The 14,657-nt window shown below is 35.7% G+C and carries 20 protein-coding genes and 1 tRNA gene; 14 read left to right on the top strand and 7 right to left on the bottom strand.

Annotation, left to right across the window (positions count from 1 at the left end; all coding sequences use genetic code 11):
• The 5 genes from HPY60_08325 to HPY60_08305 all read left to right on the top strand — a co-directional run.
• The coding region (locus HPY60_08325; protein ID NPV51181.1) for a tail fiber protein at positions 1 to 291 on the top strand (291 nt) is incomplete at its 5' end.
• On the top strand, positions 273 to 434 hold the full coding sequence (locus tag HPY60_08320) for a hypothetical protein (protein ID NPV51180.1): 162 nt from the start codon (positions 273 to 275) through the stop codon (positions 432 to 434). The genes HPY60_08325 and HPY60_08320, both read left to right, overlap by 19 nt.
• A gap of 140 nt (positions 435 to 574) precedes the next feature.
• A complete protein-coding gene (locus HPY60_08315; protein NPV51179.1) occupies positions 575 to 1,000 on the top strand; it encodes a very short patch repair endonuclease in 426 nt (141 codons plus the stop codon).
• Entirely contained in the window at positions 987 to 2,081 is a 1,095-nt protein-coding gene (locus HPY60_08310; GenBank protein ID NPV51178.1) for a DNA cytosine methyltransferase, read from the top strand. The genes HPY60_08315 and HPY60_08310 overlap by 14 nt, the downstream gene beginning before the upstream one ends.
• Positions 2,078 to 4,015 (top strand): hypothetical protein, encoded by a 1,938-nt coding sequence (locus HPY60_08305; protein ID NPV51177.1) that lies wholly within the window; start codon positions 2,078 to 2,080, stop codon positions 4,013 to 4,015. Before HPY60_08310 ends, HPY60_08305 begins: the two co-directional genes overlap by 4 nt.
• Before the next feature lie 15 nt (positions 4,016 to 4,030).
• Here the strand turns inward: HPY60_08305 and HPY60_08300 are convergent, their stop codons facing one another.
• A complete protein-coding gene (locus HPY60_08300) occupies positions 4,031 to 4,237 on the bottom strand; it encodes a hypothetical protein (protein ID NPV51176.1) in 207 nt (68 codons plus the stop codon).
• A 168-nt stretch (positions 4,238 to 4,405) separates the two neighbouring features.
• On the opposite strand from HPY60_08300, the gene HPY60_08295 reads away from it, so the two are divergent.
• Complete coding sequence (locus tag HPY60_08295; protein ID NPV51175.1) at positions 4,406 to 5,116, top strand: hypothetical protein; 711 nt, start codon at positions 4,406 to 4,408, stop codon at positions 5,114 to 5,116.
• Here HPY60_08295 and HPY60_08290 read toward each other — a convergent pair.
• The 3 genes from HPY60_08290 to HPY60_08280 all read right to left on the bottom strand — a co-directional run bounded on the left by HPY60_08290 (position 5,113) and on the right by HPY60_08280 (position 7,558).
• Complete coding sequence (locus tag HPY60_08290) at positions 5,113 to 6,402, bottom strand: DNA methyltransferase (GenBank protein ID NPV51174.1); 1,290 nt, start codon at positions 6,400 to 6,402, stop codon at positions 5,113 to 5,115. The two genes, HPY60_08295 and HPY60_08290, sit on opposite strands and share 4 nt — an antisense overlap.
• A 191-nt stretch (positions 6,403 to 6,593) precedes the next feature.
• On the bottom strand, positions 6,594 to 7,322 hold the full coding sequence (locus tag HPY60_08285) for a hypothetical protein (protein ID NPV51173.1): 729 nt from the start codon (positions 7,320 to 7,322) through the stop codon (positions 6,594 to 6,596).
• A 5-nt stretch (positions 7,323 to 7,327) separates the two neighbouring features.
• On the bottom strand, positions 7,328 to 7,558 hold the full coding sequence (locus HPY60_08280) for a hypothetical protein (GenBank protein ID NPV51172.1): 231 nt from the start codon (positions 7,556 to 7,558) through the stop codon (positions 7,328 to 7,330).
• A 349-nt stretch (positions 7,559 to 7,907) separates the two neighbouring features.
• Between HPY60_08280 and HPY60_08275 the strand changes: the two genes are divergently transcribed.
• Positions 7,908 to 8,261, top strand: a complete 354-nt coding sequence (locus HPY60_08275) for a hypothetical protein (GenBank protein NPV51171.1) — start codon at positions 7,908 to 7,910, stop codon at positions 8,259 to 8,261.
• Between the two features lie 114 nt (positions 8,262 to 8,375).
• Complete coding sequence (locus HPY60_08270; protein NPV51170.1) at positions 8,376 to 8,657, top strand: hypothetical protein; 282 nt, start codon at positions 8,376 to 8,378, stop codon at positions 8,655 to 8,657.
• An 18-nt stretch (positions 8,658 to 8,675) separates the two neighbouring features.
• Here the strand turns inward: HPY60_08270 and HPY60_08265 are convergent, their stop codons facing one another.
• Entirely contained in the window at positions 8,676 to 8,870 is a 195-nt protein-coding gene (locus HPY60_08265) for a hypothetical protein (protein NPV51169.1), read from the bottom strand.
• Positions 8,871 to 9,102: 232 nt separating this feature from the next.
• Between HPY60_08265 and HPY60_08260 the strand changes: the two genes are divergently transcribed.
• From HPY60_08260 to HPY60_08235, 6 genes are all read left to right on the top strand, one after another.
• The gene (locus HPY60_08260; GenBank protein ID NPV51168.1) at positions 9,103 to 9,939 is read left to right on the top strand and encodes a hypothetical protein; all 837 of its coding nucleotides are present in this window, start codon (positions 9,103 to 9,105) and stop codon (positions 9,937 to 9,939) included.
• Positions 9,936 to 10,400: a hypothetical protein gene (locus tag HPY60_08255; GenBank protein NPV51167.1), complete on the top strand. Its 465-nt coding sequence runs from the start codon at positions 9,936 to 9,938 to the stop codon at positions 10,398 to 10,400. Before HPY60_08260 ends, HPY60_08255 begins: the two co-directional genes overlap by 4 nt.
• Positions 10,401 to 10,602: 202 nt before the next feature.
• Complete coding sequence (locus HPY60_08250; protein NPV51166.1) at positions 10,603 to 11,097, top strand: hypothetical protein; 495 nt, start codon at positions 10,603 to 10,605, stop codon at positions 11,095 to 11,097.
• Positions 11,098 to 11,148: 51 nt separating this feature from the next.
• On the top strand, positions 11,149 to 11,463 hold the full coding sequence (locus HPY60_08245) for a hypothetical protein (GenBank protein ID NPV51165.1): 315 nt from the start codon (positions 11,149 to 11,151) through the stop codon (positions 11,461 to 11,463).
• A gap of 3 nt (positions 11,464 to 11,466) precedes the next feature.
• Entirely contained in the window at positions 11,467 to 11,625 is a 159-nt protein-coding gene (locus HPY60_08240) for a hypothetical protein (protein ID NPV51164.1), read from the top strand.
• Between the two features lie 96 nt (positions 11,626 to 11,721).
• Positions 11,722 to 12,588, top strand: a complete 867-nt coding sequence (locus tag HPY60_08235; GenBank protein ID NPV51163.1) for an IS5 family transposase — start codon at positions 11,722 to 11,724, stop codon at positions 12,586 to 12,588.
• Between the two features lie 511 nt (positions 12,589 to 13,099).
• Here HPY60_08235 and HPY60_08230 read toward each other — a convergent pair.
• Together HPY60_08230 and eno are read right to left on the bottom strand one after the other, a co-directional pair.
• Positions 13,100 to 13,184, bottom strand: a tRNA-Ser gene (locus tag HPY60_08230).
• The gene (eno, locus tag HPY60_08225) at positions 13,185 to 14,483 is read right to left on the bottom strand and encodes a phosphopyruvate hydratase (GenBank protein NPV51162.1); all 1,299 of its coding nucleotides are present in this window, start codon (positions 14,481 to 14,483) and stop codon (positions 13,185 to 13,187) included. It abuts the tRNA gene before it with no gap.
• Between the last annotated feature and the right edge of the window lie 174 nt (positions 14,484 to 14,657).

The raw sequence follows: 14,657 nt of genomic DNA, 5'->3' as shown, positions 1-14,657 counted from the left end.
TCATATGTGCCTCCAGGGATCATTGTTGCATGGAGTGGCGCATTGTCAAGCATCCCATCTGGGTGGCTCCTTTGCGATGGTAACAACGGAACGCCAAATCTAATTGATAGATTCTTACAGGGTATAACGACTTCCACAACGGCCCCTGGAACAACAGGAGGGGCTCACTCAATCACAATAGGGACAAACGGATTCTATGCCGATGGTCAGACAATGAAGCAGTGTACCCAGGGTGCAACATTCAATAATAGGCCAAAGTATTACGAAGTGGCATGGATCATGAAAGCATGAGGGAATATTACTGTGCTAGGTGTGGAGTAGTTCTAGCAAGGCCGATTGAGAGGTCTGCTAGCTATTGCTATGACCCAAAAACAGAGAAGACTTTTTTAGTTTGTAAGAAGTGCAAAAAGAAGAAAGATAGAGTTATTTGGTAAATCCGTATTCTTATCTTACTTATTCGTCACCATCTATTTTAATAACAAATAATATAAATGTTATTTTGCTTACCTCTGCATTAATAAAGAAAAATTTTATATTGATTTGGCAGTATATAATGAATTAATACGAGGATTATATGATAAAGAATAATGAATCGCCTTCTGGAAAAGTAAGTGCTAGAATGAAAAAGGTAAAAAGTAAAGATACAAAATTAGAACTCAAGTTTGAGTCAATCTTGAAAGAAATGAATTTGAATTATTCTAAGCACCCCTCTCTATTTGGCAATCCAGACTTTATTATTGAGAATACAAACGTTTTGATTTTTTGCGATAGCTCATTTTGGCATGGTCGAAGCGAAAAAGATTTATCGGGGGAATCATTTAAACATAATAAACTATATTGGACAGAAAAACTAAATAAAAATAAAGAGAGAGATTCAATAATAACTAAAAAACTAAAACAAAATGGCTGGAAAGTTATCCGCTTATGGGATACTGACATATATAAAGATCAAATAAAAGTAAAAGAAAGTATAAGGAGTGCAATAAATGAGACCCTTTAGCCGTAAATTAACTGCAATTGATTTATTTTGTGGTTCTGGAGGCTTAACCGTTGGGTTGAAAGAAGCAGGATTCAATGTAGTTTTGGGGTTAGAAATTAGTCCTGAAATTAGTAAAATATATGCCGCTAATCATCCAGAAGTTAAAATCATTACTCGAGACATAAGAAATGTGAATGGAAAAGAAATACTAGAATTGACAGGATTAAAAAATATAGATTTGATCGCTGGATGTCCACCGTGTCAAGGTTTCACATCACTGACATATAAATATCGTAGGGAAGACCCTAGAAATCAATTAATTTTAGAAATGGCAAGAATCATAGAAGAAATTAAACCAAAAATGGTAATGATGGAAAATGTTCCTGGTATTACGAAAAGAGGAAAGCCTCTTCTAGATATGTTTGTTAATAATTTAAATTCACTTGGGTACATTTGTAACATGGAAATATTACAAATGGCTGACTTTGGAGTTCCCCAAAACAGGAAACGATTCGTATTGTTGGCAGGGAACAATTTTAGAATAGAAATGCCAGACATAACCCATTGTCAAAATGGAAATAATAAAAACAATCTAAAACCTTGGCTCAATGTATCGGATGTTCTGATAAGGAAAAAAAAGCCTTTGACAATTTCTGTGGCCAAAAGCAAAGGTGGACCTCAAAGATACAATTGGCATGTTGTTAGAGATTTAAAAGAGATAAGCATTAGACGATTGGATTCTCTCAAAGAAGGGGATAGCCGAGCTTCGCTACCTTTAAATTTAAGGCCTAAATGCCATCTCAATAGCAACAGAGGATTTGTTAATGTATACGGACGGCTTAGATGGGATCAAATTCCACCAACTATGACTAGCGGGTTTTGTTCACCTTGCAGAGGAAGATTTAGTCATCCCGAAGAATCTCGAACAATATCTGTTAGAGAAGCGGCCAATATTCAAACATTTCCAAATAGATATATATTTGATACTAATTCTATAGATCTGGTTTGCGAAGTCATTGGCAATGCTTTGCCATGTCTTTTTGCCAAACAAGCTGCTATTGCATGCCTAAATAGTTATAAGATACATGGAGGACTGAATTGAGCGCCAAGGTGGAAAAACGCAAATACAAGATGGAATTTGCTGGAAGATTGATTAAACATTTAGGATTACAAATGTATTCAGGAGCAGTTCCATGTATTGCTGAATTAATTGCCAATTCATATGATGCCATGGCTTCAGTAGTTGAAATAGAAATTCCTTTTGCCACTTCAATTGATTCGGAAGCTGTCATAACGGTGAAAGACGACGGTCATGGAATGAGTTACGAGGAATGTAACAATTCTTATTTAGTTGTTGGGAGAGACAGAAGACAAGAAGAAGGAGATTATTCTAATAAGTATCGTGGTAGAAAAAAAAGAAAACTAATGTCAAGAAAAGGAATCGGTAAATTAGCTGGCTTTGGAATTGCAAATAGGGTAGAAGTAAGAACAGTCAAAGATGGAATTTTAAATCATTTTGCGATGGATTATGGCGAAATGACAAAAGGAAATAAATTTGTGAGTGATTATGAACCTGAAAGAATGGAAAAAGACGGTTTCAAAGTAAATGAATCAAATGGAACCATAATTACATTAAGCCAACTTAAAATTAGTAGGCCAATTATAGAAGATTCCTTCAGAAAAAGCATGTCGCGGCGTTTCACAATTTTTTCTAACCCAGAATTTACAATTTTCTTAAATGGCAAAAAATTAGATAAGGCAGAATTAGAATTTCAATTTAGATATCCTACGGAAAAAGGAAAATGGAACGAAGAAGAAATAAAAGGATTTGGTTCAATAAAATGGTGGGTAGGATTTACTGAGACAACAATACCTGATGAGGAGGCTAGGGGAATTGTTATAATGACCCGGGGTAGATTGTCGCATACTCCTTGGTTTTTTGGGATTAGCGGAGGAGTTTACGGTCAACATGGCATGCAATACTTAACAGGAGAAATAATTGCAGATCAATTGGATGTAACTGAAGGCCAAGATTTTACATCAACGGATAGAGGATCTATTTTATGGGAGGAACCAGGGCCTTCGTTACTTAAAAACTGGGGTCAAAATAAAGTTAAGGATTTATTAAAAGATTGGGTGGATAAACGTAGAATTGGTAAGGAAAATAGACCAGAAGTAGTAAAATATCTTGAATATGCATCACGTCTGCCTCCGAAAGAACGACATATTTTTAATTCATTCGTTGATAAATTAGTATCAATACCACAACTTGATGAAGATAAAGAAATATTGGACGAATTAATAAAATTTGGCTATAACGCACTAACAAATCATACATTTTTAGAAGTAATCAAACAAATCAATGCTGCTGAAGAGGCTGACAGAGATAAGATATTTGAAATATTGGCAGAATGGGACATTATTGAAGCCGTTAACACTGCTCAAAAAATAAAGGGAAGAGTTGAAATAATTAAGAAATTCAGACAAATGATAACGGATAAAGTTCCGGAAAAACCTGATATGCAAGATTATATTGAAGATCATCCTTGGTTGATTGATATGGGGTGGGAATCTTTTCAAAGAGAGAAAAGTCTCAATAGAATATTATATGAAAAATTTGGACAACCCAAAACAAAAGATAAGAGTGGACGGGAAATCCCGGATTATTTTTGTATTGGTGATTCGAGAACGGCCCACGTGATTGAACTTAAAAGGCCAGGACTGAAAATAGGAAATGAAGAATTAGATCAATTACGAGACTATGTTTTTTTCCTACGAGACCATTGTGAGAAGGAAGCTTCCAAGGCTCCATTGAAAAAGATTCAAATAGAGGGTCTTTTAATATATGGTGACATCAAAGATGGGTCTATGAAGTTAAGGGAAACATATACAACAACGAATATTAACTCATGGAGTTGGGATTACTTATTAAGAAGAGCGGAAGATACTCACCTAAACTTTTTAGACATGACTACGGAAAAAGTAAAGAAATCTTCACCTGACGATCCTCGAATAAAACAATTAGAGGAAATGTAACTATTAATAGTTATACTATGTTCTACCTACCCTAGATTGCTTCTTAATCCCGTGGTGCCATCTTCGCTGATTTATCTTTTGATTATTTACAACATTTAAATACTGTTTAATGTTTTTTCTTTTTGTCGAGTCATAAATATGATTTTCTAGAGATTTTGTTATTCTATTAGTTTTTTCTTTATATTTTTCATCTTTTCTTTTAACATTCTGAGTTATTATCAAAAATATTTTCCTGTTTGCTATAAACTCTGAATATTTAGATATTGTATCAATAAAAAGACCAATCTTTTGTTACTCTGTTCTTATTGCGAACATTAGAAATAGAAGATAATTAGTTCTATGCATGATTCATTCGAAAGCATTATAGAGGAGTATAACTTAACATACAATATGCTCAAAGAAATAGATGTAAAACTTGCTATGCAAGAAGTTGATAATGAGGGCTTCATTCAAAATTTGCGCGATGGAGATACTGGCGTAGGATATACTCTAGAAGAGACTTGGGGGATAGTTGAGAATAATGCGGGGGAACCTGACTTAATTTATAATGGTCTGCCGGTAGAACTAAAAGCTCAAAGGACATCGGCTACTTCTCGTGTCACTCTTATCACAAAAACCCCACATTGGGATCCCTTAAGCCCTAAAGAAATCATACAGAAATTTGGATATATCGATAAAAATCGTAGGCAGGCACTTAAAATTACTCTATACTTGGATTCTTTCAATAATCAAGGATTTAAGCTTGAATTCAATCATGAAAGATTGAATATTGTTCATAGGACTGGCGGAGTAGTAGCATACTTTGATGTCCAAGAATTAATGGACAAACTGCATGAAAAACTTTATGAAAATTTGCTATTAGTATTAGCCGATAATAAACGAATAAATGGCAAAGAATACTTCCATTATAGGAGCGCCTTGTTACTTACTCATTTAAGTGCAGATGCATTCAAAAAATTGTTCAAAGAAGGATTAATTGTTTGGGAGTTTAGGATGCACATCAAAGAAAATGGTAGCGTTAGAGATCATGGCCCAGGGTTTAGACTAAGCAGATTACATATTAAGAAATTATACGATAATTCACTACAAATCTATCCTTAAGTCTTCTCCAAAATAATAATCCATTCTTGACTCATCGTCTTTCCATAGTCCCCTTTCACGTTTGAAGGACTGTTAATTTTTGGCATCCTTTTGTTTGGTATTTCTCTAATTATGGTCTTGTGGTGCTTGTAGTTATTTTCTAACTGAAACATCTCAACTATTATGTCATCAGTTGGAATTTGAATTCCTTTGACCGTTCTGTTGCCCACGACAAAGCAGAGAAATGCACCTTCTTTAGTTACTCTGTGAAGCTCCTTTACGCACAAGTCAAAGTCTAAGTAAAAGCTCAACACGTCTCTGGCTCTTTCAGCATCTATGTTAGAAATCCTTTCTATTGTTTTCTTTAGAGACGGAGAATCAATTGTGACAGTCAAATCCTTTGAAGGTACGCCGCCAAGGCTTTCCTTGTCTATTCCCATTACGTCTTCTTTTTCGTAACCAATCCACTGAAGCGCAAGCCTAGAAAACTGGCCGTATGCTACTGTGGTCCTGCTGTCGCCGTATGGTGGCGAAGTAACAATCAGGTCTACTTCTTTATCTTTTATGGAAGTCTTATACCTAGAATCTTCAGAGAGTATTTTAACTTGGCATTTTTTATTAGCTTCAGTTTCATAACTCTCCATTTTTCTAATATTGTTTTGCGCCCTATCCTTAAAAGTGCCTAAAACGTTAGGATTGTGTATTTTGAGCTTTTCATCGTTCATTCTGTAAAGCTTAAACTCGCTGTTTCTGGTATTGGAAACGTTTCTAACTGTTTCAGAGAAGACTACATAAAAGAAGTTTTTTATTTTCGGATCTTTGATTATCTCAATATTGTTCTTAATTATTGTGAGTTCCCTGATTACTTTCGGTTTAAACCAGAAGTCTATATTGAAGAAGTTCGGTGTTTCTATCTCGGCATCGCTAAGATTAATTTCATTAAGGCCTTGCACACATTTGTCTATGAGTTTTTTGTATTCGTTTGATAATATGTCAGAGTTAATTGGAGTTGTCTTAACTTTTGATATTAAAATAGCTAAAGGATTTATGTCAATCCCATAAGCTTTAGTAAAGTTATTGTGAAGGGTAGCCTCTAAAACTGCAGTTCCAGAACCCATGAATGGATCCAGCAAAACCTTTGCATCTTTTCCATAAGTTTCTATCAATCTTCTTGCAATTTGGGGTATCATCATGGCAGGATATGTATGAAAGCTGTGATTGGAGTACTTGGTGTCGCTGCCCCTAAAGTCCCACGATGGGTCAACTTCTTTGAATAACTCCTTTTTAACTAAATTTTGAGATTGCATTTATTTCCAGCCTAGTTCTTGTAGACAATTTGCCTTTTTAGGTGTTTTCATTTCAAGAGATATATCTTTTGTCATGAAGGGGAATTGCTAAGCTATTAAGAACTGATGACGTGACATGTAGCTTGATGTTATTTTAAGAATAAAATTTACCGCCGCTAGTAAATGATTTTTTATATTGTATTGAGTTATAATCAAGAATAAAATATATGTGGTGCTTTTAACGCAGGAATAGTTCTAGATTTTCCAATCTTTTTTAGAATATAAGTGGTAAGGGTATTAAATTCAGATATATAATCATTATACGGAGATCTAAAAGTTTCTAAATATAATTTCTTAATAGAGGCGTCAACATTTATTTTGTTTTTATCAATGTATTCCGAATAACAATTGATTAATAGTGTGTATGAATTTATCATTGATATGAAATCATCAACTAAAAAAGATATATTCTCTATTGAAATATCTATATACACACATTTATCATTTAGGAGAGAAAGTCTCTCGTCTATATCGTCTATATGGTATTTAACAAAATTTTCAGGAAATAACAAGGGCAAGTTTTTGATTTTATTGTTTTCAGATATAATATGGTATATACTGCTATTTTGAGTCAATATCGTAAATTTTTTGAATTTATCTAAATTTTCAATAATTTTTTCTAGTATTTCTTTACCTTCTTTCTCTAATTTTCCTTCTTTCCAATAAGCTCTAATTTTACGAAATGAGAAATAAGTAATAATAGCACAAATAGAAGCTGGGATTACTACTAATAAATACGATTTATCTCCATATTCTAAATATATTCCATTATAACTATACACAAAAGACAGAATTATTGTAATCATTAAACTTAGAAATAGGAAAAAAAGTCCTACAAAAAAATCATATTTTCCTTTTCTTGTAGTGAATTCATCTTTCATTATGGCTACCCCTTAAATAATATCAAAAATCCTAATATAGCAAACACTAATCCAAGATAAGGATCAATTTTCTCTATAATTTGATACTCAAAAAGTTTGGATAAAATTGTAAATTTATCTGGATTCATAAAGGCTAACAATCCATATACTATAAAAAAAACTGAAACAATAGCTGCAGCTATTCCCCCAGAGGCACTACCTATCCTAGCACTTGTTCTTTTAGAAGGTCGTCCCATCCTTACACCTTTTCATTTTTCTAAATGTTTGTATCTTTTGATATGTTTTTTTAATTCTTTATATTATTAACTCCAAATATATTATTGGCGGCGATATGAATGAAGAATATTCCCATTGGCCCCTATTTAATCTCTATCTTTTAGCCCTTGCCTATAACACCTACAATGATACTATCCTGTCTTATCCTATCCATCTTTGTCCCGGCCAAATCTATCATATCAGCTTCAGTTACCCCCATTTGCCCGGGCCTTTTTTTAAAAGTAATAATTTAATATTATTGGGCCATCTCTCTTTTGGCCCTAAAAATAACTTTAAATAGAATGATTATTATTCTTAATTGGGGATAATATGAAAATGTCTAATATTTTTCTAATAGTCTTAATTATTGGAATTTTAACTGCATCGTCAAATATATATCATACAGTCAATTACCACAATAGAATATTTTTTTATCTTGACGAAAGGACTAATGTTTTAGAAGAGTATAATACTTATGCTGATAAAAGAAGTATTGAGGACAATAATTGGCTATTAAATGAAGATGCAAACTATATAAGAGATCTATCAATGAAATTACATCTTACTTATGGGCTATTAGCTTTAAAATTTGAAGAATCAAGAAATAGCTCTTTTTTCGATATCTTTTTTGGTGTGATTCTTATATATGTAGGTTATAAGGGATGGAAAAGTTCAAAAGAATAAATTGTTTTTAATTTTTAATTCTATTTTTATTTCTCATATGGCCCTAATTTTAAGGCCAAAATAAAAATATACTCTCGGCCAATTGTATTATATCAATAATTCCAAATTAGTTCGATGACAAGCAATTGGACTTATGGTGGGATAGATGCGCCTTCCGTGGCGCTAAATATAGCCGACAACTCCAAGACAATGGAGGAGGTAAGGGACAGAATAAAGAGCGAAATACTAAGGGCACAGAAGAGCGTCTTTGGAGAAAAAGTAAGGGGCTACCACAGGAACTACGTCAAGAGCATGGCGGTAGTCCTAAAGATAGCAGAGACCTGCGAAAGCAGGGAGGCGTTCATAATAAACGTTGAGGGTGTCTTAATTGATAAGCTAAAGGACGCCGAAGTGTAATCGGCCCATCTATTCTTTTTATCTTTCCTTTAGCTCTTTTTTTAGTTTCTCTAATTCCAAGAGCTTTCTTTCAACTTCATCTAGCTTCTGCCTCACGGCCTCTTTTACAAAATCCGCTCTTGAGGTGTAACCAAGATCAGTTTCTTTGACTATATAGTCAATCCTTCTCAATAGCTCTTTTGGGAGGCTTGCCCCCTGATGCTCTTTTGCCATAGGACCACTATAGATAATCTGCCGCCTGATATATAAAAATTTCGTTACATATGTTTGAAAATACAATATGCCTATCGAAAATCTTTTACTCTCTTGCTTATCTTTTGGTATGTAAATTCGTCATATATGACGTATTTATAGGGCGAAAGAGCGGTAAGACGATGTGGGCCCCAAACGTCCATAGGTACCATTACACATCTATTCCGCTCCGCCAATCCAGGAGGTCTGGATTTTGCTGACAGATGAAAAGAAGAAAGAATTGATTGAAAAGCTTGGCGTATCCGATGAGGAGTTTGCCGAGCTTGTAAAAAGAAAGAGTGAAGAAAAGAATGTTAGCCCCGGAGGCGCTACGCTCCTCCTGTATTATGAGGCATTCAACAAGCCGAAAGGCGTTGACACCACACTTGAGAATTTCTCAAAACCAAAAGAGAAGATGGATGATCTTTTTGAGGATGCATCAAACTACCTCTCGCAATATGCCGCCGTAAATCACAAGAACGAGCCTGAATGGCTTGATAAAAAGCTTGAGCTTGAGATGAAGTTCTCCAGGAACGAGTCTCCGGAAGAGGCAGCCATGCTTTTGGCATACGCTTACGGCTGGAGGGATGGAAAGCCCCTTCCAATATCCAGTTTTAAGGCCAGGCCAAAGATAAGGCCAGACTGTGTTTCTCTCGACTGTCTTCTATCAAAGATCAATGACGAGGGCCGGATTGTTTTTCTGAATGCAACGGTGAACAGGGTCTCAAACGTCAGGGAGGAGGAGGGGGCCATAAGGCTCAGGACGACTGGGATTGAGATAACTGACGGCAAGGATAAGATATGGGTCAACTGCCACGACACAAAACCCTTCACTTCAAAAAAGAGCGGAAAACTAATCCCCGGGAGATTCCTTTCTACAAAGGCGCAGCTCAAAAGAACGGATCTTATTGGATCACTCGTCTCATTTTACAACATCGAGGCAAGGGTTTCAAAGAACGGCGAGCTAAGCCTCAACACCGGGCCGTACTCAAACTTCTCCTATGAAAAAAATGAGCAGAATGAAAAATCCCCTTTAGGCGAAGCCTCATGAGCCGCATCGCAACAATCTTTGAGCCGATGCCTTCCTCAAGGTATAACGGCGCTGAGGGTGAGGAGGAGTTTCTGGTTCACTGCTTGAGAAAAGAGCTAAACGTCAGGCTATCCCTTAGTCCTTATTCAAACTGCGACTTTAGAATTTCCGGCAAAAGGATTGATGTCAAGACGATATCAAATGACTACGGCCCCTCTCTTGATTTCAATGTCAACGTCCCATCGTGCCAGGTGTCTTTGGAGCAGGATCTCTTTGCTTTTGTATTTCATGACAGGTTCAAAGGCACTTTCACTATTGCCGGGGCCATTGATAGGGACACACTCCTTAAGAGGGCCAGGCTCATGAGGAAAGGGGAAACAGAGCGGAACGGGTCTTTCCAGTACAAGTGCGACACATATGTCATGAAGGTCGGGGAGCTCTTGCCCTTGGAATCACTTGTTGGAGCAAAGATTTCGGAGTGAATATGATTGATTTCATACTACACTTTGGCCCTATTTTACTTACAGGTTACTTACAAAGTGCCATTTTTAGGGCCAGTTTTACTTACAGCCATCATTACAAAACCCCCTTTTTTAGGCCTATTTTACTTACAGGTTACTTACAAAGTGCCATTTTTAGGGCCAGTTTTACTTACAGGAAAATCCATTTTTCAGAGGGTGTAGTATGGGAAAAAGCCAGTTGAGGTATGGGAAGAGGCTGATTCAGGCATGGCTTCCTGAGGATCTTCTGAACAGATGCTGCACCGTATCAACTAAGGGATTTACAGAGACAATAACTGAGGCCCTAACTCAATATGCGGAAAGGAACAAATCAGAGCTTGAATTACTGGAAAGCCAGTATGAAAGCGCTATTTTGGAAGCTACGAGGCTAAAGGCTAAAATTGATGAATTGACTAAGATTAATCTCAAAGAAACGAAAATACAGATTGATAAGGGCATTAAAAATACAAATAAGCATGTTGAAAGGCAATTAAACGAAAAAGAGCGCAATGAAATCTGGGAAGGGAAGATTAAACCTCTTCTAAAAAAGAAGATCTCTGAATCCGGCATCGACAGCGTCTTAAGTGATGAGCGCCTCCTAAACAACTTTTCTAAAGGCCTTGGCATTTCCACTGGAGAATTGAAAGAAAAGATCTCCACTGAATGGGGTGTAGTGTAGTGTAGTATGTAGTATAGTAGTAAGTAAGTAGTAAGTAAGGAGGAAAAAATATTGGCAAAAAGTATTGATGTTATGGAAAAAAGGCAGATGGATTTACTGCCAACGCTATCAAGAGAGGAGCTCTACGGCTTTGGGATTATTGATATTTCTGAGATGATCATGTCAATTGAGCATGCAATTAATTATGCTGAAGGGTACAGATTTTTGCTTTTGTGTTTTGGCAATGAAGGATCATCTGATAAGGCAAAGATGATCATGAAAAGCATGGAAGATTATCTAGAGCTAGTCAAGGGCGTTTACAGATTCAAAGTCAATGAGAAAAAGAAAAGGATGGCTTTTTTGAAAGGAGAATTTGTTAGAGGTTGAAATATGGAAAACAATAAAGCAGAATCAAAAATCCGGACTGTAAATTTTTATCTAGAGAATAGAAAATGGCTTGAAGAAGTCGTTAAATTTGGTGACGATTACTCCCAGGCCATGGCAATTGAAATAATAAAGAAAGCAAAAGAGATCCTAAATCAAAATTAATTTTTATTTTTATCATTCTTATATTTTATTGCTTTGTTGAATAATTCCTCTCAACTGAAGCGAAAAGCTTAAACCCCATAAAAACCCCACCCCTTTATGCAGCGCAACTGGAGCAAATACAACGAGAGTTTAGTTAAGAGGGGAGAATTTTACCTATCCTTAGATTTTTTAAGCATGTGGGGGAGAGAGTTAAATCGAATGAACAGGAATAAGCGTGGCAGACCCTACGCTTACACCGATTCATTCATCAAGTTTACAGCTTTTTTGAAAACTGCTTTTGGCCTAGAGTACAGACAGACCGAAGGAGTTCTGAGAGCTTTATCAAAGTATGTTCCTGGCGTAAAGGCTGCTGACTACACGGCCCTATGGGTAAGATTTGCCAAAATGAATTTTGAGTTTCCAGCCGTTGCTGATGACCCGGATAGAGTAGTTGCATTTGACGGCACAGGTGTCAAGGCCTCAAACAGAAGTGAATGGTATCAGATTATTTCCGGCAAGAAAAGGAAGTGGATAAAGGTAATGATTGCAATAGATGTCAGGACAGGCGAGATTTTAGACGTAGTTGTAGCAGAAGGCGCTTCAAGGGACAACGCCCTTTTCAAAGAGAACTCTAGGAAGATTAAAATGAAAGCGTTTATGGGAGACGGTGCATTCGATGACAAGGAGATATTTGATTATTGTGATGAAAATAACATACAACCCATAATAAAAATTAGAAAAGGCGCCTCTCCAAAATCGAGAGGCTCCCGTTTGCGGCGAAAATGCATACGAGAGCTAGAGAAGATCGGACAAGAAGCCTGGAATGAGAAATATGACTACGGCAAGCGATGGTTGGTCGAGTCCTGTTTTTCAGCTGTAAAGCGCGCATATGGCGAGAGTGTAAGCGCCAAGAGGTTTGATATGGCCAAAAAGGAGGCCATGCTAAAGTTTATCCTTTACAGCGCTGTCAAAAATTCTTGCTAGGAAAGCAAGAATTTATAGAAAATTTGCAGAGCAAGTATAAAATCAGGGCACAAAAGATGCTTTTGTTTTCAGTGAACCGCAATTATTCAACCATGCAATATTTTATGTAAGTCTAACCCACAACTTATCTTATATGCATTTAATAAACATATACATTAATGGGCGAAATAGATAATGAAAAATTTAAATTAATAGGTAAATTCCCTCCAATAATTTTACTATCTACATTCTTACTAATAAAATTGCAATTAATTGATAATTCTCAAAACATATTATTCTCGATAATAAATAAATCTTTGATTTTGACATGTTTTTATATATTAATTTCATACCTACTTCGTAAAGATTTAATTTGCTTATATAAAAAATTAAAAAAGAAATTATGTAATAAAAAACACAAAAAAATTTATACAAGAAATAAATTTTTCTTTATTTTTGTTTTTCTTACAATGATGTTCAATATAGAACTTTTCGACCTTTTTCAGCCTTGGGATTTGTTCTTGTAGGAAAGCGCCGAGGAAGGGATTTGAACCCTTGTGGTGGCGAGCACCAGCGGTTTTCGAGACCGCCGCCTTACCTAGCTAGACTACCTCGGCTTAAAATGGTATTCTATAATTTTTTCCCGCGTATACTGAACTTTCTCCTAGATATTCTTCTATTCTAAGAAGTCTATTATATTTTGCGCAACGTTCACTCCTTGAAGGAGCTCCAGTTTTTATTTGTCCAGATGAAATTCCAACGGCTATATCAGCTATCATTGTATCTTCGGTTTCTCCACTTCTATGGCTTACCACTACAGAATATCCGCTTCTATATGCAAGATTTGCAGTATCAATGGCCTCAGTTAAAGACCCTATTTGATTTACTTTGAGTAGTAAAGAATTACAAGCTCCTTTTTTTATTCCAACTGAAAGTCTATTTTTATTGGTAACAAAAAGATCATCACCAACAATTTGTATTTTCTTACCTAGCTTTTTTGTTATCTCTACAAATCCTTCAAAATCATCTTCTGCCATTGGATCTTCTATAGAGATTATGGGATATTTTGAGGATACATCTGTGAATAGATCTATTAGTTCACCAGGATTCATCTTTTTTCCCATTGCATTGTATGTATTTGTTTTTTCATCATAAAAAGTAGAAGACGCTGTATCTAATGCAATTTTTACAATATCTTGGTAGGATAAATCTTCAAGAGTTGACATTATTGCCTCAAGAGGTTCAGATATTTCCTTCATTGGGGGGGCATATCCACCTTCATCACCAACATTTGTTGAACTCTTTCCATATTTTTTAGCAATGATTTTTTTCATGTGATGGTAAACTTCAGCACATATTCTTAAGGCCTCGGAGAATGATTTGGCACCTACAGGCATTATCATAAATTCTTGAAAGTCAAGTTCATTTCCTGCATGCTCCCCTCCATTTATCACATTCATCATTGGAACTGGCAAGACATATGTGTTTAGCCCTCCAATATATTGGTAAAGGGGCATGTTAAGTGTGTCTGCTGCACATCTTGCAGCTGCTAGCGAGACTGACAAAATGGCATTGGCCCCAAAATTACTTTTATTTTCAGTTCCATCTTCTTCTATCATTACTCTGTCAATTTCTTTCTGCTTTCTAATGTCCATACCTATAAGTAGGGGAGTAATAGTTTCATTAACATTTCTCACAGCATTTAAAACTCCTTTTCCGCCATACCTATCATTTTTATCTCTAAGTTCTAAAGCTTCGTGTTTTCCTGTAGAAGCGCCGGAAGGAACTATTGCTGAACCATAGCCCCCTCCAGTTATAATTTCTGTTTCGATAGTAGGATTACCTCGAGAATCAAGAATTTCTCGAGCTTTGATATCTATGATCTCAAACATTTCAAAATCCTTTGCATTTAACATTAAAGCACCTTCATTAATTTAATAAATAGGTAAATTTTAAGGTTTTCCGTGATTATAGATAACCTTCCACTTAGAGAAGAGGATATTAATCTTCTTAAATCTAAAGGTTATGGTAGCCTATATCCCCCCCAAGAAGAAGCTGTAAATAAAGGGCTTTTATCGGGGAAAAATCTA

Source organism: Methanofastidiosum sp. (genome assembly GCA_013178285.1).
In the GTDB taxonomy this organism is placed as follows: Archaea; Methanobacteriota_B; Thermococci; order Methanofastidiosales; family Methanofastidiosaceae; genus Methanofastidiosum.
The sequence above is the reverse complement of the archived record's forward strand: the minus strand, read 5'-3'. Positions and strand labels throughout refer to the sequence as shown.

Bases quoted from the DNA above. Each gene is read 5' to 3' on its own strand.
- HPY60_08320 (NPV51180.1), top strand. From the start codon at position 273: ATGGATCATGAAAGCATGAGGGAATATTACTGTGCTAGGTGTGGAGTA.
- HPY60_08315 (NPV51179.1), top strand. From the start codon at position 575: ATGATAAAGAATAATGAATCGCCTTCTGGAAAAGTAAGTGCTAGAATG.
- HPY60_08310 (NPV51178.1), top strand. From the start codon at position 987: ATGAGACCCTTTAGCCGTAAATTAACTGCAATTGATTTATTTTGTGGT.
- HPY60_08295 (NPV51175.1), top strand. From the start codon at position 4,406: ATGCTCAAAGAAATAGATGTAAAACTTGCTATGCAAGAAGTTGATAAT.
- HPY60_08290 (NPV51174.1), bottom strand. From the start codon at position 6,402: ATGCAATCTCAAAATTTAGTTAAAAAGGAGTTATTCAAAGAAGTTGAC.
- HPY60_08285 (NPV51173.1), bottom strand. From the start codon at position 7,322: ATGAAAGATGAATTCACTACAAGAAAAGGAAAATATGATTTTTTTGTA.
- HPY60_08280 (NPV51172.1), bottom strand. From the start codon at position 7,558: ATGGGACGACCTTCTAAAAGAACAAGTGCTAGGATAGGTAGTGCCTCT.
- HPY60_08275 (NPV51171.1), top strand. From the start codon at position 7,908: ATGAAAATGTCTAATATTTTTCTAATAGTCTTAATTATTGGAATTTTA.
- HPY60_08270 (NPV51170.1), top strand. From the start codon at position 8,376: ATGACAAGCAATTGGACTTATGGTGGGATAGATGCGCCTTCCGTGGCG.
- HPY60_08265 (NPV51169.1), bottom strand. From the start codon at position 8,870: ATGGCAAAAGAGCATCAGGGGGCAAGCCTCCCAAAAGAGCTATTGAGA.
- HPY60_08255 (NPV51167.1), top strand. From the start codon at position 9,936: ATGAGCCGCATCGCAACAATCTTTGAGCCGATGCCTTCCTCAAGGTAT.
- HPY60_08250 (NPV51166.1), top strand. From the start codon at position 10,603: ATGGGAAAAAGCCAGTTGAGGTATGGGAAGAGGCTGATTCAGGCATGG.
- HPY60_08240 (NPV51164.1), top strand. From the start codon at position 11,467: ATGGAAAACAATAAAGCAGAATCAAAAATCCGGACTGTAAATTTTTAT.
- HPY60_08235 (NPV51163.1), top strand. From the start codon at position 11,722: ATGCAGCGCAACTGGAGCAAATACAACGAGAGTTTAGTTAAGAGGGGA.
- eno (NPV51162.1), bottom strand. From the start codon at position 14,483: ATGTTAAATGCAAAGGATTTTGAAATGTTTGAGATCATAGATATCAAA.